Origin of the sequence: Candidatus Thiopontia autotrophica (assembly GCA_014384675.1) — a bacterium.
GTDB lineage: Bacteria > Pseudomonadota > Gammaproteobacteria.
Window position 1 is genome coordinate 25899 of the sequence record JACNFK010000028.1, and the last position, 20755, is coordinate 46653.

Annotated in this window: 22 protein-coding genes and 1 other RNA gene; 7 read left to right on the forward strand and 16 right to left on the reverse strand. The window is 50.8% G+C overall.

Going from position 1 to position 20755, the window contains the following annotated elements; all coding sequences use genetic code 11:
* Positions 1 to 15 precede the first annotated feature (15 nt).
* From hflX to tsaE, 6 genes are all read right to left on the reverse strand, one after another.
* Positions 16 to 1299 (reverse strand): GTPase HflX, encoded by a 1284-nt coding sequence (gene hflX / locus H8D24_05590; protein MBC8519860.1) that lies wholly within the window; start codon positions 1297 to 1299, stop codon positions 16 to 18.
* Positions 1300 to 1313: 14 nt separating this feature from the next.
* On the reverse strand, positions 1314 to 1547 hold the full coding sequence (gene hfq / locus H8D24_05595) for an RNA chaperone Hfq (protein ID MBC8519861.1): 234 nt from the start codon (positions 1545 to 1547) through the stop codon (positions 1314 to 1316).
* A gap of 69 nt (positions 1548 to 1616) precedes the next feature.
* Positions 1617 to 2582, reverse strand: coding sequence for a tRNA (adenosine(37)-N6)-dimethylallyltransferase MiaA (miaA, locus tag H8D24_05600; protein ID MBC8519862.1), 966 nt, complete (start codon positions 2580 to 2582; stop codon positions 1617 to 1619).
* Entirely contained in the window at positions 2557 to 4365 is a 1809-nt protein-coding gene (gene mutL, locus H8D24_05605) for a DNA mismatch repair endonuclease MutL (protein ID MBC8519863.1), read from the reverse strand. The genes miaA and mutL overlap by 26 nt, the downstream gene beginning before the upstream one ends.
* Positions 4366 to 4367: 2 nt before the next feature.
* Positions 4368 to 5693 (reverse strand): N-acetylmuramoyl-L-alanine amidase, encoded by a 1326-nt coding sequence (locus tag H8D24_05610; GenBank protein MBC8519864.1) that lies wholly within the window; start codon positions 5691 to 5693, stop codon positions 4368 to 4370.
* Positions 5693 to 6154 (reverse strand): tRNA (adenosine(37)-N6)-threonylcarbamoyltransferase complex ATPase subunit type 1 TsaE, encoded by a 462-nt coding sequence (gene tsaE, locus H8D24_05615; GenBank protein MBC8519865.1) that lies wholly within the window; start codon positions 6152 to 6154, stop codon positions 5693 to 5695. The genes H8D24_05610 and tsaE overlap by 1 nt, the downstream gene beginning before the upstream one ends.
* A 191-nt stretch (positions 6155 to 6345) precedes the next feature.
* On the opposite strand from tsaE, the gene queG reads away from it, so the two are divergent.
* A complete protein-coding gene (gene queG, locus H8D24_05620; protein ID MBC8519866.1) occupies positions 6346 to 7425 on the forward strand; it encodes a tRNA epoxyqueuosine(34) reductase QueG in 1080 nt (359 codons plus the stop codon).
* On the opposite strand, the gene orn is transcribed toward queG, so the two are convergent.
* Positions 7401 to 7940 carry an oligoribonuclease gene (gene orn, locus H8D24_05625; protein ID MBC8519867.1) on the reverse strand — a complete coding sequence of 180 codons (540 nt, stop codon included), beginning with the start codon at positions 7938 to 7940 and terminating at the stop codon, positions 7401 to 7403. The genes queG and orn overlap by 25 nt on opposite strands.
* Positions 7941 to 8043: 103 nt before the next feature.
* Between orn and H8D24_05630 the strand changes: the two genes are divergently transcribed.
* The 3 genes from H8D24_05630 to rsgA are packed head-to-tail and all read left to right on the forward strand — an operon-like array spanning position 8044 to position 10489.
* On the forward strand, positions 8044 to 9255 hold the full coding sequence (locus H8D24_05630) for a M48 family metallopeptidase (protein ID MBC8519868.1): 1212 nt from the start codon (positions 8044 to 8046) through the stop codon (positions 9253 to 9255).
* 54 nt (positions 9256 to 9309) lie between these two features.
* Entirely contained in the window at positions 9310 to 9597 is a 288-nt protein-coding gene (locus H8D24_05635) for a cytochrome c (protein MBC8519869.1), read from the forward strand.
* 1 nt (position 9598) lies between these two features.
* A complete protein-coding gene (rsgA, locus tag H8D24_05640) occupies positions 9599 to 10489 on the forward strand; it encodes a ribosome small subunit-dependent GTPase A (GenBank protein ID MBC8519870.1) in 891 nt (296 codons plus the stop codon).
* Between the two features lie 45 nt (positions 10490 to 10534).
* Here the strand turns inward: rsgA and recR are convergent, their stop codons facing one another.
* The 7 genes from recR to H8D24_05675 form a co-directional block, all read right to left on the reverse strand.
* Positions 10535 to 11122, reverse strand: a complete 588-nt coding sequence (gene recR / locus H8D24_05645) for a recombination protein RecR (GenBank protein ID MBC8519871.1) — start codon at positions 11120 to 11122, stop codon at positions 10535 to 10537.
* Positions 11123 to 11149: 27 nt separating this feature from the next.
* Positions 11150 to 11473, reverse strand: coding sequence for a YbaB/EbfC family nucleoid-associated protein (locus H8D24_05650; GenBank protein ID MBC8519872.1), 324 nt, complete (start codon positions 11471 to 11473; stop codon positions 11150 to 11152).
* 57 nt (positions 11474 to 11530) lie between these two features.
* Positions 11531 to 13168, reverse strand: coding sequence for a DNA polymerase III subunit gamma/tau (gene dnaX, locus H8D24_05655; GenBank protein ID MBC8519873.1), 1638 nt, complete (start codon positions 13166 to 13168; stop codon positions 11531 to 11533).
* Between the two features lie 33 nt (positions 13169 to 13201).
* An RNA gene (gene ffs / locus H8D24_05660) (signal recognition particle sRNA small type) lies at positions 13202 to 13298 on the reverse strand.
* Between the two features lie 62 nt (positions 13299 to 13360).
* Positions 13361 to 13624 carry a GIY-YIG nuclease family protein gene (locus H8D24_05665; protein MBC8519874.1) on the reverse strand — a complete coding sequence of 88 codons (264 nt, stop codon included), beginning with the start codon at positions 13622 to 13624 and terminating at the stop codon, positions 13361 to 13363.
* A gap of 370 nt (positions 13625 to 13994) precedes the next feature.
* A complete protein-coding gene (locus H8D24_05670; GenBank protein MBC8519875.1) occupies positions 13995 to 14561 on the reverse strand; it encodes a class GN sortase in 567 nt (188 codons plus the stop codon).
* An 11-nt stretch (positions 14562 to 14572) separates the two neighbouring features.
* Positions 14573 to 16627: a marine proteobacterial sortase target protein gene (locus H8D24_05675; protein MBC8519876.1), complete on the reverse strand. Its 2055-nt coding sequence runs from the start codon at positions 16625 to 16627 to the stop codon at positions 14573 to 14575.
* Between the two features lie 268 nt (positions 16628 to 16895).
* Between H8D24_05675 and H8D24_05680 the strand changes: the two genes are divergently transcribed.
* A complete protein-coding gene (locus H8D24_05680) occupies positions 16896 to 17588 on the forward strand; it encodes a response regulator (protein ID MBC8519877.1) in 693 nt (230 codons plus the stop codon).
* Between the two features lie 34 nt (positions 17589 to 17622).
* On the opposite strand, the gene H8D24_05685 is transcribed toward H8D24_05680, so the two are convergent.
* Positions 17623 to 17859 (reverse strand): hypothetical protein, encoded by a 237-nt coding sequence (locus H8D24_05685; protein MBC8519878.1) that lies wholly within the window; start codon positions 17857 to 17859, stop codon positions 17623 to 17625.
* Positions 17860 to 18447: 588 nt separating this feature from the next.
* Here H8D24_05685 and H8D24_05690 point away from each other — a divergent pair.
* Entirely contained in the window at positions 18448 to 19392 is a 945-nt protein-coding gene (locus H8D24_05690) for a hypothetical protein (protein ID MBC8519879.1), read from the forward strand.
* Positions 19393 to 19443: 51 nt separating this feature from the next.
* Positions 19444 to 20001, forward strand: coding sequence for a hypothetical protein (locus tag H8D24_05695; GenBank protein ID MBC8519880.1), 558 nt, complete (start codon positions 19444 to 19446; stop codon positions 19999 to 20001).
* Positions 20002 to 20177: 176 nt separating this feature from the next.
* Here the strand turns inward: H8D24_05695 and H8D24_05700 are convergent, their stop codons facing one another.
* Positions 20178 to 20633 carry a sel1 repeat family protein gene (locus tag H8D24_05700; protein ID MBC8519881.1) on the reverse strand — a complete coding sequence of 152 codons (456 nt, stop codon included), beginning with the start codon at positions 20631 to 20633 and terminating at the stop codon, positions 20178 to 20180.
* Between the last annotated feature and the right edge of the window lie 122 nt (positions 20634 to 20755).

A 20755-nucleotide genomic window follows, 5' to 3' on the forward strand; every position in this document is an offset into this window, starting at 1 on the left:
TTTCTGAATTTACTATTATCGACTATTACTAACTCTCTCAAGAAGCTGTAGATGATCCAGTGTTTTGCGCGGGAGTTCAACCTCCATCTTCCATCCACCGTCATCAAGAAATGATTCCGCAACAACACCACCCTCCTGATGCAGATTTGCGTGCAGTTTTCCTTCATGAGAATCGAGCATAACAGTACCGCAAATCGACTCTCCACAGAAGCGTTCGGTAAGAATATCCAGCAACAGATCAACCCCCTCACCGCTCTTGGCAGATATCCAGACACGAGTCACCTCACCATCTGCATTACGATCAACCCGAGGTCCCAGTGAGTCGGCAAGGTCAATTTTATTGTAGACCTCAATTTGCGGCACCTGGTCTGCCCCTATCTGTGAAAGCACCTCATTAACCTGTCCAATATGGTCTTGAGAGTCCTCATGGACTGCATCAATAACATGAAGCAGCAGATCGGCCTCACAGGTTTCAACCAGAGTAGAACGAAATGCCTTGACCAGATCATGTGGCAGATCCCTGATAAACCCTACCGTATCTGCAAACACCACCTTTATTCCACCAGGAAGCTTGATGCTGCGCAGAGTTGGATCAAGTGTTGCGAACAGCTGATCCGCAACGTATATATTCTCGTCGGTAAGGTAGTTAAAAAGTGTTGATTTGCCGGCATTGGTATAACCGACCAGGGATATAGTGGGAACTGTTGCTCGCTGTCTGGAGCGACGCCCCAGTGAACGGGTGGCATCTACCTTCTCCAGCCGTTTGGTAATCTGTTTGATGCGCTGGGCAATCATGCGACGGTCACTCTCCAGCTGGGTCTCGCCAGGGCCGCGCAGACCAATACCACCCTTCTGCCTCTCCAGATGAGTCCATCCTCTAATCAACCTGGTTGAGAGGTGGCGCAGTTGAGCCAGCTCAACCTGCAACTTGCCCTCATGAGAACGGGCACGCTGAGCGAAAATATCCAGAATAAGTGTTGTACGATCCAGTACACGACACTGAAACAGCTCTTCCAGATTACGCTCTTGGGCTGGAGCCAGTGCATGGTTGAATATAACCATATCCACATCTTCAGCAGCCACAATCCCCTTTATCTCCTCCGCCTTGCCACTGCCGATAAAATATTTGGAATCAATGGAATTTCGCTTTACTACAATTGTATGGATAATCTCAGCACCAGCAGAATCGGCAAGAAGCTCAAACTCCTCGACAATCTCATACGGATTTATTTCATGCAGATCAAGATGAACCAACAGGGCACGATCACCACCCTGATGGCGTTCAAAAAACTGGGCCAAACGTTATAAGGAGATTACTCTTCTTCCTCGTAATCAATGGTTACTGGTCTGGAAGGGACAATTGTAGAAACAGCATGCTTGTAAACCATCTGACTCACGGCACTCTTGAGCAGTATGACAAACTGATCAAAGGAGTCAATATGTCCCTGTAGCTTGATTCCATTAACCAGAAAAATGGATACGGGTATCTTCTCCTTGCGAAGTGCATTAAGGAATGGTTCCTGTAACTGTTTGGCTTTCGTGCTCATTTTCCACACCTTTCTTATTGTTTTTATAATTCGGCTATTCAGTGTACCAAAAATTAGCGGGAATAAAAATCACCTATTGCGGACATTATTGAATATGTACTCAGCCATTCCGTTACCTTCAGGCTCCATCCACTTGATATCTGTTGGCCAGTTACGTAGCCATGTAAGCTGGCGCTTCGCAAGCTGTCTTGTTGCAACCACCGCCCTATAGAGCATCTCCTCCCTATCCATAACCCCATCAAGATACTCCCACACCTGCCTATACCCAACTGAGCGCATGGACGGAGTATCCAGAGAGAGATCTCTACGTCTTTTCAATCTCTCGACCTCTTCGATAAACCCTGACTCCATCATGATGGATAGACGTTGCTCAATTCTCTTGTGCAGAAGTGAACGATCGTCAGGAGATATCGCAACCATCAACAGTGCATCCGGGTTTAACCCCTCCCTTTTTTTCTGTTGCTGCAGTTCACTCATGGGTACTCCGCTTATCCGGTAAACCTCAAGAGCACGGATAATGCGCTGCGGATCATTTCTGTTTATGCGCGCAGCTGCAACTGTATCAATATCAGAAAGCTGTTTATATATCCTCTCTATCCCTTTGTCTTTGATATCTTTTTCTATTTCCAGACGCACCGAGCGATCAGATTCTGGTAGAACAGAGAGGCCAAATTGAAGGGCCCGAAAATAGAGCATGGTGCCGCCCACCAACAGAGGAATATTGCCGTTTGCCCTGATCTCCTCAATCTCTTGCAGGGCATCATCCCTGAAACGGGCTGCCGAATATGGCTCGGCTGGGTCTACGATATCAATCAGACGGTGTGGTGCACGCCTCAATGTCTCGCTGCCCGGCTTGGCAGTACCGATATCCATCCCCCTGTAGACCAGAGCAGAATCAACGCTAATTATCTCAAATGGGTAATTCTCCACCAACTCAACAGCAAGATCCGTTTTACCGGCAGCCGTTGGCCCGGTCAGAAAAACCAGCGGCTCAGCTGAAGAACCTGCACTACTGCCCACGGAGAAAGAGCCCATCCAGCTCATCCAGTGTCAACTGCCCCCAGGTTGGGCGACCATGGTTGCATTGACCACCTCTTTCAGTCTGCTCCATATCCCTCAACAAGGCATCCATCTCCGGTATCGTCAACTGCCTCCCTGCACGCACAGAGCCATGACAGGCTATAGTGGCCAACACCTCGTTTATTCTCTCCTCCACCATCGCACTGCTCTCATGCTCAACCATGTCGGCCAGCAGGTCTCTTGCCAACTGCTTCACATCAACATCTGCCAACAACAGCGGAACCTCTCTGACTGCCATTGATAGCGGACCACTCAACTCAACCTCCAATCCTAGCTTTCTGAATAGCGGCTGCTGCCGCTCTACAATCTCCACCTCCCTCTCACTTATCGAGACAGTTACCGGAACCAACAAACGCTGGGTGCGAATACCGGCATCAGCAATAGCCTGCTTGAGTCGCTCATAGGTAATACGTTCGTGGGCCGCATGCATATCGACAATAATCAAGCCATCACTGTTTTCCGCAAGAATGTAGATGCCATGAATCTGGGCTACAGCATGGCCAAGCGGATATTCACCAGATCTCTCATCCACCGGATAGTCTGGCGCTTGACGTTCCCCAACTACAGAAGAACCGGCTGCCCCAAACTGCAGACCAAGAGAGCTGCTTTTCGGCTGCGCAATCTCGGCCCAACGGTCAGACTGCTCTACCGCAGATCGCTGTTGCAGCTCTCCAGTCTCCCGATCTACCACCTCTCCAACACCATTAGCCCCAGCCGATGCTGGGTGGCCTGGGCGGTCTGCAGCCAGCGCATCCCGCACACTCTTGAAAAGAAAACCGTGAACCTGTCGACTCTCTCTGAACCGTACCTCATGTTTGGTTGGGTGAACATTGACATCCACCATCTCGGGATCCATCTCTAAAAACAGAAGATAGGCCGGATGGCGGCCATGAAACAGGACATCCTGGTAGGCCTGACGAACTGCGTGAACAACCACACGATCCTTGATCATTCTCCCATTCACAAAAAAGAACTGCTGATCAGGCTGACTGCGGGAGGCGGCCGGCTGCGCGACCCACCCCTTGATCGCCATTCCTGAAACCTCACTCTCAAGGTAGAGCGCATGATTAACAAAGTCACCACCCAGGACAGCTTGAATTCTACGTTCCCACTCATCCTGGCCGCCGCCAGATGGATACTCCCGCACCACTCGCCCATTGTGCTTCAGTACCAGCATAATCTCTGGGTGAGCCAGCACCATGCGCCTCACCACATCCTCCATGTGGCGGAACTCCGTCTTCTCGGTACGCATGAATTTCCTGCGCGCCGGGGTATTAAAGAATAGATCCCTCACCTCTACTGTGGTTCCCTCTGGATGTGGGTCGGGTTGCGGGGACTGCAACTCCAGGCCGCCATCAGATGACACTCTCCACCCCTGAGAATCTTCTACAGAATGGGAGATCAGCTGCAGACGAGAAACTGATGCAATGCTCGGTAGTGCCTCTCCCCGAAACCCTAATGTAGTAATTCGTCCAAGATCATCCACACTTCCGATCTTGCTGGTTGCATGGCGATCAAGCGCCAGCGCAAGATCTTCCTGGACAATGCCTCTGCCGTTATCCCTGACTCTGATCAGTCTCTGCCCTCCCTCCTCAACATCAATCCAGATACGAGTTGCCTCCGCATCAATGCTATTCTCCAGCAACTCTTTCAACACTGAAGCGGGGCGCTCAACCACCTCACCAGCTGCTATCTGGTTAGAGAGCTGGGTAGAGAGTTTTTTTATTCTTGCTGTCATCACTACTGAATTCTTATCTTCTGACCAATCCTTAACATATCACTCAACCCGGGATTAAGCTTGCGTATATTACTCAGGGAGATCCCGCTCTTCTTTGAGATCGAACTAAGCGTGTCCCCCCTCTTTACCCGGTACTCTCTCCCCTTTATTGATGCATTTGTCCTGACAGATTTACCGCCCCCAAGTGACGGATATTTTGCGGCAAACTGACGTACCGCCTTCATCATCGCATTAGCCAGCTTCTGCTGATGCGCAGATGTGCGTAACAATCTCTCCTCTCTGGGGTTGGTGATAAAGCCGGTCTCCACCAACATTGACGGAAAATCAGGCGCCTTCAATACAGCAAAGCTGGCTCTGTGCACTCTGTTGCCATGAAGATCACCAATCTTCTTCAGCTCCTGGAGAATAATCCCTGCAAGATCAACACTGATTTTCTGGTTGGCACCTCGCTCCATATCCCTAAGTGCATATGCCAGACCACGTGACTCACGCTTCCTGTCCACCCCACCTATCCGGTCAGACCTGTTCTCACGTCGTGCCATCCACCTCGCCATCTCCGATGATGCACGCTTGTCCGAAAGCACGAAAACCGATGCCCCGTGTGCCGATTTTTTCTTGAAACCATCAGCATGGATCGATATCAACAGATCCGCGCCACTTTTTCTCGCCTTGCGGATACGCCCCCCCAGGCTTACGTAATAGTCTCCCTTGCGAATCATAACCGCACGCATCCCGCTCTCTTTACTGATCAACTTCTCCAGGCGGCGAGCGACACTCAATACGATTCTCTTCTCCTTTGTCCCCTTGTGACCGACCGCACCGGGATCCTCCCCGCCATGGCCGGCATCAATTGCAATCGTCAGCCTCTTTCTACTCCCCGATTTCTGTTGGCGATCCGGTTTGGCAACCCCCACCTTGCTCTCCAGATTATGGAGGTCAAGCACCAGACGGTGACCATAACTCTCATTTGGGGGTAAAACAAACGATCGTGCCTCAACCCCCCTGAGGAGCACAAACTCGACAACAAACTGATTCCCCCCCTGTGCCGACCAGGTCTTAACTGACTTGAGCCTTGGATCCTCCTTCACGACTGCATCCAGAGAGAGCACAGGCTGAGCTCTCTTCAGCTTGAGAATAACCTTTCCCGGATTCCCGCTCTTGGAGAGCTTGTACTCAACCTCACTATCAAGATCCAACACAATCCTGGTATGGTCTGGCGCAGGCCAGAGGCGGATCCCAAAAATTGATGTTATATCACCAGCCTTGGAAGGAAGAGCATGCAGCAGTGGTAGAGCACCTGCAATCTGCAGAAAACCGCGTCTGTCCATTATCTCTCTACCATCCGCTTAAACTGTTCCCTGACCGCATCTAGCAGCTTTTGGTCACCCTCACAAAGAGCTCTTCTGCCATCACCAGACTCCTCCAGTGAGATGGAAAAGTCTGGATCGGGCAGAATATCCACCCCACGATCCGGCCACTCAACAAGCAGAATGGAGTCCTCCAGATAATCCCTTATCCCCATAAACTCCAGCTCCTCAGAATCACAGAGACGATAGAGATCAAAATGGTAGACCCTGGATCCTGCCAACTTGTATGGCTCTACAAGCGTATAGGTTGGACTCTTCACATTCCCCCGGTGTCCCAGCTCCCTGATAAAGCCACGAGAGAAAGTTGTCTTGCCCATTCCCAGATCCCCTTGCAGAAACAGCAATGCAGGCGGCTTGATCAGCGTAGCAAAGGCCGCACCAAACTGCTCCATCTGTTGTTCATCTGCAATTTCAAGAATCATCGCAACGCATTATACTACCTAAATCCTGCAAGTGATCGTGCCTGATATGTGCAATAGATTGATTCGTAGAGCGAATTTTCGACCGCTCGGTATACTTATTGATATACTCAAGGGAGAAAATATCGCTATACGGATCAAGGGATTGTGCAGAGTAGGCGCGAGCACTTGCAGGATTTAGGTACTAAGTAAGCATGAATCCCAATCAACTAAAAAACGAAATTCGACAGTGGGCGACCGAACTCGGTTTTCAGGGATTTGGGGTAACCCATCGTGATCTTCGTACTCATGAACAGGCTCTGCAGCAGTGGACAGCACAAGGGTTCCATGGCGAAATGGAGTACATGGTGCGTCATGGCAGTAAACGTAGCCATCCGGAAGAGCTGATTCCCGGCACCCTCTCCCTGCTCTCCTTTCGCATGAACTACCTGCCACCAGATGCTGCCGACTCATGGGAGATCATAAATCGATGCAGCCTGGGCTTTATCTCCCGCTATGCACTTGGCCGTGACTACCACAAGGTGATGCGTAATCATCTGGCGAAACTGGCGCAAAGAATCGGCGAGGCCATTGGACCATTTGGGCATCGGGTATTCGTTGACAGCGCTCCCGTTCTGGAGAGAGGGATCGCAGAAAACAGTGGTATCGGGTGGATAGGCAAACACACCAACCTCATCCACGAAAAAAGTGGCTCATGGTTTTTTCTTGGAGAGATCTATACCGACCTCGAGCTGGAACCTGACAGCAGCGCCACCAACCACTGCGGTGACTGCAGCAAATGCATCACCATCTGCCCGACTCAGGCCATTATTGCCCCCTACCAGCTGGATGCACGTCGCTGTATCTCCTACCTTACAATCGAGCTCAAGGGTTCAATACCGGTAGAGTTTCGCAAGGCTATCGGGAACAGAATATATGGCTGTGACGACTGTCAACTTATCTGCCCATGGAACCGCTTCGCACTGCCCAGCAGTGAGCCGGACTTCAAGATCCGCCACAGCCTTGATGCACCAGAACTGCTTGAGCTGTTCAGCTGGAGCGAAGAGAGATTTCTCGGCAAGATGGAGGGGTCACCAATCCGCCGTATAGGGCACGAACAGTGGTTGCGCAATATTGCAGTTGCCCTCGGGAATTGCGAGATGCATAAAGGGGGGAATGCAGGGATAACTATGGCGCTAAGAGATAAACTTGAGCACCCATCAGAGATAGTGAGAGAGCATGTTACCTGGGCGCTTGAACAACAGAGCGCTCAGACACCAGAGATAAAATTCTGACGATAAAACTTCATCTCCTCAATCGACTCCTGAATATCAGCCAGTGCCGTGTGTGCTCCACTCTTTGTAAACTGATCCAGCAACTCTGGTCTCCAGCGCTGAGCCAACTCCTTCAACGTGCTGACATCAAGATTACGGTAGTGAAAATACCCCATCAACTCCGGCATCTCTCTTGCCATAAAACGGCGATCCTGGCAGATACTGTTACCGCACATCGGTGACTTCCCCTCAACCGTATATTTGCGTACAAACTCCAGAGTCTTGAGCTCGGCCTCTCTCATCGAGACCCCCTCCCCGCGAATTCTGCGAATCAATCCAGACTCACCATGAGTTCTGGTATTCCACTCGTCCATCCCTGCAATTGTCTCTTCTGTCTGGGTAATGGCAAATACCGGCCCCTCAGCCAGCACCTCCAGATTCTTGTCCGTTACGATAGTGGCGATCTCGATGATAGTGTCACTCTCCGGCAACAGTCCCGTCATCTCCAAATCAACCCAGATTAGATTCTCTTCCATATTCCTTACTCACGCTTTCCTCTTTATAATATCCCGATTGTATCAAACAGACCAAGGAACCAATTTGGAAACCGCACAACTTTTTACCGCCCTGTTTCTGCTCATGGTTGCAGTTCATCTGCTTATTGAGTGGTGGCTCTCAAGCAGACAGATTGCATCAGTACAGAAAAACCGTAGCGCTGTACCATCCCACTTTACAGACACCCTGACCCTTGAAGAGCATCATAAGGCGGCTGACTACACTACAGCCAAACAGAAGCTGGGGCAGATTGAACAGATCTATGGAACCATACTGCTAATTGGGTGGACGGTTGGTGGTGGCCTGGAGTGGCTTGACCAGAGCTGGCACGGATTCGAGATGGAGCTACTCTATCTTGGCATTGGTGTCATTCTCTCATTCTCCATAATCAGCAGCATCCTGGGAATGCCATTCTCCATCTACAACACATTCTACCTGGAGGCTGGCTTCGGCTTTAATCGCACCACGGTATCAACCTACATAACCGACATCATCAAGCAACTGATACTCTCCCTGCTGATTGGTGTCCCCCTGCTGATGCTTATTCTGTGGTTAATGAGTGCGGCAGACCCACTCTGGTGGCTCAAGGTATGGGCTGTCTGGATGGGGTTCACCCTGCTTATGATCTGGGCCTGGCCAACATTTCTTGCCCCCATCTTCAATAAATTCACCCCCCTGGAAAATGAAGAGCTGACAGAGAAGATCGAAAACCTGCTGCAGACAGCTGGTTTTGATTGTGATGGTATCTTTGTAATGGATGGCTCCAAACGCTCCGGACATGGCAATGCCTACTTCACCGGACTCGGCAAAAAGAGAAGGATCGTCTTCTTCGACACCCTGCTGGAGACCCTCAGTCATGCAGAGATTCTGGCTGTACTTGCCCACGAGCTCGGCCACTTCAAAAACGGTCATATCAAAAAACGGCTGATACTGACTGCCGCCCTCTCGCTTGTTGCCCTCGCAATCCTGGGGTGGCTAATTGAACAGACCTGGTTCTACCAGGGGCTGGGGATGAGCACCAAATCGAGCCATGCTGCTCTGATGCTCTTTATGATGGCATCACCTGCATTCTCTTTCTGGATCTCTCCAATAATGGCAGCCTATTCCAGAAAGCATGAGTTTGAGGCTGACGATTTTGCTGCCGAACATGCCGACGCCAGCGCCCTGACCAGCGCACTTGTCGCCCTCTACAGAGAGAATGCAGCAACAGTCACTCCTGATCACCTCTATTCGGCCTACCATGACTCACACCCTCCGGCACCGGTAAGAATCTCGCACCTTGAAAAGAGTGGTTAGAAGGTTAGAATAGCCACATAATTAAATAACTACAAAATGGATGGAAATCTGAAAATGGCAAAAACAACACAACTAATATCGGCCCTTCTATTTACCCTGTTACTTCCAACAGCAGGAGTAGCCGACACAGAAAATGGGCAGGAGCTGCATGATGCCGAATGTCTACGCTGCCATGGCACCGAGCCATACATGAAAGAGGATACAAAACTCAAAACCATATTCGACCTGAAACGTCAGGTCAGCATGTGCATCACCATGACCGGGGCTGGTGCAGACTGGTTCCCCGAGGATCAGGATGATGTTGTCGAATACATGAATAAGGCCTTCTATCACGTCAAGTAGGATGTCCAGCCCCGGGCAGATCATCACCCGCCAGGGGGATCGCCTGATTGTTGCCACCTCACTCAGCAACACCCATCCCAATACTGTCCGCTGTGCCCAGCGCAAAAAACTGCCTCCGCTGGCAATCGGAGACTGGGTAACCTGGGAACCTACAGGAGACAATGAAGGGGTAATCACCACTCTCGAAGAGCGCAAAAGCCTGCTCGCCCGTCCAGACCCCTTCAACCAGCGCAAAAAGCCGATAGCGGCAAATGTCGAGCAGATAGTTATTGTCACTGCGCCTGAGCCAGGCGTTGATCTCCTGCAGATTGACCAGATTATGGTTGCAGCCGAAGCAACCAGCATCGCCTCCATTATCGTGATAAACAAATCTGACCTGCTTACAGCAGAGAGCCGAGACAAGATGGATGAGAAACTACATCACTACAGAAACCTTGATACTCAGATACTCTGGACCAGCACAAAAACCAGTAACGGTATTGAGCCGCTACAACAGCAGCTGACTGACAAAAGCAGCGTTCTGGTAGGGCCTTCAGGGGCCGGCAAGTCATCGATCATCAAACAGCTGCTTCCCGACCATGAGATTGCCATCGGTGCACTCTCGGCAGGTATAAGCAAGGGTAAACACACCACCAGTGTATCCACCCTCTATCAACTAAATGGTGGAGGTAGCCTTATCGACTCCCCCGGAATAAGGGAGTTCGGAATCTGGGATCTAGACGAAGAGACAATCCGCAACGGCTTCAGAGAGTTTGATGAGTACGCAGGCAGATGCCGTTTCAGCAACTGTCGTCATCTGAACGAACCCGGGTGCGCAATTAGCGAGGCAGTCACCGCAGGGGAACTCTCTGCGGGAAGAGTGGAAAACTACCGCCAGCTAATAAGCAAGTAACAGTGGTTCAAGTAATCGCAATCTTGCACAGGCGGCCGTCTGACATCAATATTCCTGGCGTCCTGTCATAGCGTGACCAAGGGTGCCGCTATCAACATACTCAAGTTCGCCACCAAGCGGGACCCCATGTGCAATACGGGTTGAACGGATACCCTTGGCCCGAGCCATCTCGCTTATAAAGTGAGCTGTCGCCTCCCCCTCAACTGTTGTATTGGTTGCCAGAACAACCTCCCTGACATCACCGGAGGCAAGACGCCTGTCCAGAATATCCAGACCCAACTCATCCGGCCCAATCCCGTCCAGTGGAGAGAGATGCCCCATCAATACAAAGTAACGACCACGATAACTGGCGCTCTGCTCCAGAGCCAACACATCCATCGGACTCTCCACGATGCAGATTAATGAGTCGTCACGTCTGCGATCAGAGCATTGAGGACAGATATCCTCCTCGCTCAATGTACGGCAACTTTGGCAGCGTCCTACGCGCTCAACCGCCTCCGAGATGGCGTGTGCAATCCTGCGACCCCCGTCACGATCACGCTCCAGCAGATGGTACGCCATCCGCTGTGCAGACTTTGGGCCGACCCCAGGCAGGCAGCGCAGTGAATCGATCAGTTCATCAATCAGAGACATAAAACAGGATAGATAAAACGGTTTGAATCAGAACGGCAGCTTCATTCCTGCAGGCAGATTCATTCCGGCAGTCATTCCGGACATCATGTCACGGCTGTTATCCTCAACCTTGTGGACAGCATCATTTACCGCAGCAGCCACCAGATCCTCCAACATATCCTTATCATCCCCAACCAGAGAGTCATCAATTACCACGCGACGCACCTCATGGCTACCAGTCATTGTGACCTTTACCAGACCACCGCCAGACTGCCCCTCTACCTCTTTGGATGCCAACTCTTCCTGAGCCTTCTGCATATCTTCCTGCATTTTCTGGGCCTGCTTCATCAGACCACCAAGACCACCTTTCATTCTATACTCCGCACATTTTACAATAAGTTAAATAGACAACATAAACCAAAACATAAACTAATTTGTGACAGGCCTGATTGAATCTTTCACAACCGATCCATTAAATACCGACTGCAGAGACTGAAAATCCTCATCCTGAATGATCACCTCTTCCGCCCTGGAACGGGCAACCTCCTCCCTCTGCTCTGCGCGCAGGGCCGGCGTATCAGCCAGATCACCCTTGCTTACAACAATAGATAAGCTGATATCACTCTTCATATAGGCAGACAGTGCAGCCCCTATCTGCTCCTCTCTCTCCCTATTCAGAAACATCTCGCTTCTCTTCGGGATCTCAATCACAACCTTGTCCCCCACCTGCTCTCTGAACAGACTGTTTCTGACTAACTGACCTGCCGCCCCCTTTACCCCAATCTCCTTTACAACCTGCTCCCATCCATCAGTGGAGAGAGTCGCCGTTGAAGGGGTATCGGCAATTGTAGTTGGAGTTGTAGCTGGTGCAGCCGCTTTGACTGCATCTGAGCCCGTGGTTGCACTCTTGACTGAACTCCCGCCTGAACTCCTGGCCACACTGTTCTGTGATTTTACGTCACCACCCCCCCCGGTTGCCCCTGTTACTGGACGAAACGCCAGCATCCGCAGCAGCACCATCTCCAGGCCGCTACGGGGGTTGGCTGCCATTGGCATATCCTTGCGCCCGGTCAGAGCAATCTGATAAAAGAGCTGTAGATCCTCAGGTGAAATTCTCTGAGCCAACTCCACCCACTCAGCATCAACACCACGGTCCGTGGCCACACTTGGCACCATCTGTATCAGTGCCATCTGGTGCAGCTGTGCAATCAGCTCCACAAGCACAGCAGTAAAATCAACTGCCTGTTCCGCCAGCTCCTCTACCTGCTGCAGCAACACCTCTCCATTACTGTCAGAGAGAGCTCCGACAATCCGCAACAGCTGACGGTGCTCAATGGTGCCCAGCATTGTGGCCACTTCGGCCTCACGCAGAGTGCCACCACCAAAGGCAATTGCCTGGTCAACTAGGCTCAGGGCATCACGCATACTCCCTTCGGCCGCCCTGGCAATTGGTGCCAGCGCAGCACCCTCCATCGCTACACTCTCCTTCTCCATCAAATCCACCAGATAGGTCTCAATCCTCTCCTCGGAGATACGCTTGAGATTAAACTGCAGACAGCGCGAACGGATAGTAACCGGCAGCTTCTGCGGATCAGTCGTCGCCAACAGGAACTTGACGTGTGGTGGCGGCTCCTCCAGCGTCTTCAACAGAGCGTTGAAACTGTGGTTAGAGAACATATGCACCTCATCAATCAGATAGACCTTATAGCGCCCCTTGGTCGGCATATACTGAACGTTATCCAGTAATTCACGAGTCTCGTCCACCTTGGTACGAGATGCCGCATCAACCTCGATCAGATCAACAAAGCGCCCCTCATCAATCTCACGACAGGCATTGCACTCACCACACGGCGTTGAGGTAACCCCATTGGTTTCGCAGTTAAGTGATTTTGCAAAGATCCTGGCAATGGTCGTCTTGCCCACACCACGGGTACCGGTAAAGAGGTAGGCGTGATGCAGCTGGTCACGATCCAGCGCATTGACAAGAGCCTGCAACACATGCTCCTGTCCCACCATCTCGCTAAAGTTGCGGGGACGCCATTTACGCGCAAGTACCTGATAAGACATTTAATATATATTCAAAAATAAAAAGGCGGCCTTCCGCACCAGCCACACCTCGGCACATAAATCCGCTGCTGCCGCTGCTCCCTTCCGGGCCTGACGGGGTTCACAACATATTATTGCGAGGGGACCAATGCGGTCGACCATTAACTGAACCGCATAATCATAACAAATATGGGAAGCCTGGAAACCACTGAATTAGTTGTCTGCTGCCCATCTCAGCTTCTGCTGTCGAGACAACTGCTTCAGCGCAGCCTCCGCCACTGATGCCTCGCTACGTCCGGAAAAGCTCTTCTGTCCCAAAATCCGGACAGGTCTGTTTATTCTGGTGAATTTCGCCCCCTTTCCAGACTGGTGTTGCAGAAAACGGCGCTCCACATCGGTAGAGATGCCCGCATACAGATAGCCATTCTCGCACTCCAGCAGGTAAAGAGACCACTCACTATCCATTTTAGTACTCATATCTATCTGTGGATATTAGTAAAACCTGATTATTGATTTCAAGCAAAAAAGGGCTGTTTTACGACAAATCAAGAAGTTAGAAAAAGGTTGAGCTTTCTTATCAGTTAATTGTATGCATCATAGCAAAACAGTCGGTTACGAACACTTTATAAATTACTTTCTTGATCTGTTTTGTAATCCGATGGATCTTTGAAGAGAAACCGGCTTCTCCACACAATCTGTGGATAAAGTTGTAGATAACCATAATTTTAGAGAGATCTGCCAGACTATTTTCAGAGAGAAGCGAATTGCCTATTTTTTAAGCACGTAAAATAGCGTCTATTTATAACCTCTTTTTTGCACGTTGATAGCCCCCCAAACCCCCATAACTCTACATAACCATCTCCGCCCTTACCACATAACGCAATGGGCCTCCGGAAGAGAGCGCATTAAATGGGTAGCAGGTCACCAGCAAAAGCTGACTGATCCTGTCATCACTAAATATCTGGCCATCTCTGGAATCAACCACATCCAGCGCTACCACTCGATAGAGATCGCCCCTCCCCCTGCTGTTGATCAGGGTTATCTCATCCCCGACATCAACCCGTTCCAGCACCCTGAAATGGGTGTCCCGGTGGGCACTTATCATCATCACCCCACTCTCGCCCGGAGCAGCACTCTGAATATTCCAGCCCGGGGCAAAAGCGAGGGAAGAGCCGCTATCCCCTCGCAACACAATGTAATCCTCATCCTGCCCGGAAAAGAGAAGACGGGCCACCGGCCAGTGGTCGGCCCACGGCCAGGGCTTGAATGGCTTGCCTGATACAACCGTCTGACTCCAGGCAAACTCCAGCAAGCCCTGTGCCACAACCGCCTTGGCCTGAATCCAGAGACCACTCCCAAACAGCGCCCCGCCAACAGCAAGTGAGAGAAGCGCCACAACAGTACGAGCCCGCATCTGCATCCCCACTACGCCACAGATCTTCTGCGCAACAGCAACAGAGAGAGTAGCAACAGCACTGCCCCACCCATCATCTGAAGCTCCGAGCTGGTGGCGGTTTTTGCCAGTCTCAGCGGTGAGAGGCTATGTTTCATCCTCACCTCATGCTGCTCAATCTCGCGCAACTTGTCTGCAGGGGTCATGTCAACTGCCACCAGACTGGTGTACTTGCTAACCAGGTGGTAACGGTGGGCTAGCTGAATAATTGCATTGCGCACATCCGCCTCATCCGCGCCCTCCACCCTCCTGTCCATCCACGACTCAATCATCCCTCTGCCAAACAGCACCCCCAGACCAGACTGCTCAGCACCTCCCGCAAGGGTGACCTCACTGCTCCACTCCATGCCACCCAGAGTTCCGCTCACAACTGCCTTTGTTGGTATCTGTCTCATCTTCATCGAGATCACCACCGGCTCGCCCCGATAGAGATCCGGCACCCTCTCCGGCAGCATCTGCACCACCTCGCCCTCCACCCCCTCCAGCCTTACCTCAATATTGGTCAGTACCGCCTGCTCCATTTTGGTAAACAGAGCGTTCATCTTCTCTGCCACTTCGCCATTATCACCAATATAGGTAAAGGTGCCGCGCCCAAAACTGGCAGACTTGCGCATAAAGTAGCTGTTTGGCGCACTGCCGATACCCACAGTAAAGAGGCGTCTATCCCCAAGGTGATTGTTTATGTAACGGAACAGCTCCTCCTCATTACCCACCGCACCATCGGTAATAAAGACTACCTGAGCGAGATGACCGCTACCGCTCTCACCCTTTGAGCGCTGCCCAAGGGCAAGCCTTAGCGCCTTCATCATCTCGGTGCCGCCATCTGCATCAAGACGGGAGACAAAGAGGTCGGCCACCCTGAGCGCCTCCGGTGTTGCCCTCCACGGGACATCAAAAAGCCTGTCTGCCTCACTATTGAACTCCACAATATTAAAGGTGTCATCCGGGTTAAGCCTGGCCAGTGCCTTCCTCAGCGCATCCTTCGCCTGCTCGATCGACTCACCAGACATTGAGCCCGAGGTATCGATCACATAGGTCAGCTCTCGGGGTGGAGCCTTGACCAGGGCACTATCGAGTGGCGGCATCACCATCAACAGCCCGTGCTGCTCTGTCCCATTACCCTGTTCAGTAAAGAATGCGGCCCGTGGGGCACTGCCAATCCTCGGCCTCCAGTAGAGGACAAAATCATGATCTATGGCATGATCTGCGCTATCCAGGGTAACCCTTCTTTTACCCTCTCCAGCGCTGCCTGACGGGATCTCCTTCACCACCTGGTGGTAGCGACTGACCATCTCGTCCAGAGGAAAACCGGCATTCAGGTTTACCGTCAACGACACTGGAGGGTTATCACTCTTCGAGCGCCCACCGGCATCATTACCATCCACATTGGCAACCGGCATAACCCCCCATCCACTATTCAGTTGCAACAATTCGACCAACTCACCCCTCTTGCTCTCATCCTGCAGATTGTCCGGTGGCAGATAACGGGGAGTGACAGCCATTGGATAACGAACTGAGAACTTCCCATCCACCCAACTCAACAGCTCCTGATACTCAATCTCTATCTCAACCGAGCCATGGGGGGCAATATTGGCGACAGAAGTGGTAAACAGGTCCGCTCTGACCTGCTCTACCAGTGATGCCCTCTTGCCTGCACTCTTGGCTTTTTGGTATATCTTTCTGGCCAGCTGCTTCTCCTGAATTATCCCCTCAATAATCCTCTCACCAACTATCATCCTCATGTGATCAACTGCTGCGGTCTCCGGTAGCGGGAAGGCATACACCCCCTCCACCCAGCCATCACCAGGGTTACTGAATTTCTGTCTCACCCTGGTTCGGGCAACCGGCCCTGCAACATCTATAACCACATCTGTCGAGATGATTGTTGCAACCTCATACTCATTTGGGCGATCCGTCTTCAGCAACAACTCGCCACTCTTTACATCATTCATCCTCACCAGCTCTGCCGCACCCGCGACACCTGACAGAACCATCCACAAAACCGACAACAGAAACACCCTTCTCATAACACCACCCCAAGCAGTCAAATAAAAAGGCCCTCCCCAACCAAGGGAGGGCAACAGGAGGAGTCACCAAGTGGTGACCAACGAAGAGTCCCCATTGAAGCAGACAAAAGTGACGAAACCGTGCGCTAAAAGTGGTGATGTAGTGACCAACTAATGTCGGAAAAATGCGCAACAAATGACAAACCTCTGCGTTATGCAATTAACGACACATAGCGTCGCAACATACCAATAGTATTGAGTCAGGCAAACAGATAGAGGGAGAAGAGAGATGAGCTATCACATAGCAATCGTAGAAGATGACCGGGACATACTGGACAACTATGCAGACGTATTGGCAGACAAGGGATACCGGGTCTCCCCTTTCACCAACGCAGAAGACGCCTGGAATGCATTCAACCAGGAGACCCCGGACCTTGCCATTCTCGACATCCAGCTCAAGAACCAGCCCGATGGCGGCTTTGATCTCCACCGCAAGATAAACACCCTCTTTCCGGAAAAACCGACCCTCTTCATATCCGGTAGAGATAGCGAAATGGACAAGATAACCGGACTAAAACTCGGCGCCTGGGACTTTATGAGCAAACCGGTTGGCCTCGACTACCTTACCGAGAGAGTGCGCTCCTTGATCCAGATTAGCGAAAGCAGAACCAACAACACAGTAGAGGTAATCCCCTACTCACAGATCGGCCTGCGGATAAGTGAAGAGCAGATGACAGTACACTGGTTTGGCAACAGAGTAGATCTCACCCTCACAGAGTTCTACATCCTCAACCTGCTGGCTTCACAACGGGGGCGGGTACGCAGCTACGATGAGCTAAAGGGGATAACCCGTCAACGCTACGTAGAGGCCAACACAGTTACCGGCCACATCAGACGGATCAGAAGAAAATTCCAGAAAATCGACCTCAAATTCAAGGGGATCAAGAATGTCCATGGAGTTGGGTATCGGTGGCAGGGGTAACTCTCCAGCGGAGCACGCTGATACCTAAATACAGTCAGGAATAACGCTCCAGATCACTGCCGATATCAGTATCAATTACCACTAGCCTTACACTCCTGCTGATGCCGCCGGCTATCAGATTACGGATAGCATTGCGCCCACCGCCACCAACACCCATTACCGTAATCCTCGCACCAGAAGGCCTCATCACCATCTTCATCGCCTTGCTGAGCAGATTCTCAGACCTGCACCCGCCATCCACCTGTGAAATATCTGTAAGTAAACTAGCCATACCCTAGACAACCAATAATAGAGAAACGAAGCGACACTGTCTGTCGCCAATAATGCGGTAAAAGTGTCGAAAAAGTGCGAATGTGTAAAAAACAGCATGTTTACGAAAAGTAGACACAAAGTAGACACACGCCCGGAAGGAAAAAGTAGACACAAAAAAAGGAGCCTCAAAAAGACTCCTTTCATTAATAGGTTACAACGCACTTGCAGCCTTGGTATTTGGCGCGCCCGGAAGGATTCGAATCTGCAAAAACGGTATGTAACCAATTGATATTATTGTTGTTTTTAGTGAATCCATCCGAACAAATCCAATCATTCACAACAATATACATCAATAACTTACAAACTGAGTAGACACAAAGTAGACACAACCTAAGCGCGCTGGCTTGCGGCTATTATACCTTAACCTTCAATCAACCACCCTCAGTAACGGGGGTGGTTTTCTTGTAATTACTGTCAACAGTGGTGTACGGTTACCATGCTCCGTAGTAGCTTTATCTAAACTAGCTGTTGGGGCAGGTCTGTTTAGCGTTGTGCAACAATCTGTAATACTTGCTGTTTCATGGCTGGATCAAGCATAATGACTAGAATGAATAACGATGCCGCGTTAAGTGTTCACGCCAAGCAGGTCTTCTATTCTGGAATGATGCTTGGCTTCTTCTATGTGGGTTTGATCACACTGCACCAGGCTTTCATTGCGGCCTTTGTCATCTCTATAGTGCTTCAAACTACTCACACTGAGAGGCGGACTCTGCCGCGATCTAAGGTAGTAAAGCGTGACAATGTTGTAGTTAAGGAGGGGGCGCTGCCTAAGAACTCCGCTGCTCAGCCAATGACTGCAAAGAGTAGGCCTGTACCTAAGTGTCCTCAGCCGTTCAGATTGACTAATGAACAATCAGTGATGTTGGCTGAAATAAAACCAAGAGAGCGTAAGAAGGTCACTAGGATCAATGCGGAGTTCTATCGCCCTGAGATCTCTCTGCAAAGGTTTGCTCCATCCAGCGATACAGCAGTTGTTGGAGTAGGGTGTGCTGGCATCAATACTGTAGATTTTCTGGTTCAGTCAGGTGTCAGAAGTGCTGATACGATTGTGATCGATACTGACCTGCAGACTCTGCACAGGTCTAAGGCTGATTGTGCTCTGTTTATTGGTGACCAGAAGGATCAAGTTGAGTCTTTAGTTCAGCAGTCACTAGATCAGATCCAGTCAGCCTATCAGCAAGCGGATACTCTCATTGTGCTTACCGGTATGGGGGGTAAGACAGGGACTGTTGTTGCTCCGCTATTAGCTAAAACAGCCAAAGAGCGGGGCAAAGTTGTTCACCTGTTTGCTATAGAGCCGTTTGCTATTGAGGGGCAAGCTAAAACAGATCTCTCTACTGGGGTGCTGGATAGCCTGAGAGGTAATCTGGACTCTGTTGAGTCTCTCTCAAATGAGGATCTTCTGAGCTCATTTTCTGGTAATCAAAAGTTGGTTGATGCCTTTGCGGAAGTTAATGAGGTGTTGGCTGAATTAATGAAGCGGGCTGCATAAGCTGAAGTGCCCGTAACCAAATGATCCTACAGGGAGCGGGTGGATAGATAGTTGCCCACCAAGAATAAAGTCGCTACGAAATACTACGTCTTCTTCGGGAAGATCGATCGATATGACGTGCTATTCAGCTCAAATATAAATCACGACATTGATAACCGTCATCAACAACACGATGAGATGGAGGTCTTCCACTACCTTAGAGTCATCAAACTCCAAGGTACGTGCATTGAGTCCGATGAACGAGACGGAGATCGACTTTACATCACCCTCTACGGGGAAGACCGCGGCAGTAACAGCGTTGGCAGCACTCTAGCCGACCACAAAGTCCTAGATAAAGACGGCATCCAGAAGTGGCGGAAGATAAGAGGTGAGAGTTTTCCCGTCTACGACCCACCAGATCATATTGGGCATATTGATAAAGTGCGCGGGGAAAATGCCTGGAACATTTACCTTTGGTTACCTGACTCCCAGTTCGACCGCATAGCAGCCCTACTCTACTCAGGTAGACAGACTTACGCACACCTGAATGAGCTACAAAAAGGTCGTCACAAGTTCCTTCGCTGGATCGAGCTATCCACTGAACATCCCGCCGGGGATGAAGTTGAGTGAACCAGCACCACATCAGCACCCAACAGCTCAGACAATTTCTCCTTGGTTATCTCCATCTTCTCCTGTATGACGCTGGTTTGGGGTGACAAACCGTCTTTCACTGTGGCGGTTATGGTTGTTGTAGCAGACAACACCACACTCTTTACTGATGGCTGTTACAACTAGTTGGCTCTCCCTCAGCGAGAGAGTCGTTGCGCCTCTTCAATTTGGAAATCAGTCATCTCGAGGCTTATGAGATCCCTAATTTTTGTAGCGTCTTTATCACCAGATGCGACGGCAAGATTCAACCACATATAGGCAAACACATAATCCTCGGGGACCCCCTCGCCCTTGGCGTACATCACCCCAAGGTTGAACTGCGCTTTCGCAAACCCCTGTCTAGCCGCCATGCGAAACCAGCGCGCAGCCTCTTGGTCATCCTCAGGAACCCCTCTGCCATTGTCGTACATCACTCCAAGGTTGAACTGCGCACCTGCGTCCCCCTGTTCAGCCAGTGGGCGCCACTCTGCCAGTGCGGTTTCGGAGTCACCTTGTTTAGCCGCTTGTAACCCCTCCTGAAAACCGGATACAGCAGCAAAACTACTCATCAGTAGCCAGAATCCAGTCGCCCCTCTACAGTAAACTGATCTCATTTTCCCTCTCCCCGCTTCCCAAACGCCACCATCTATTCATCTTCCATCACCCCCCAACAGCTTTCACGTTCTCCGCCAACAGGCGCAACACAAAATGGTACGCAATCATCCCTATCAATAAA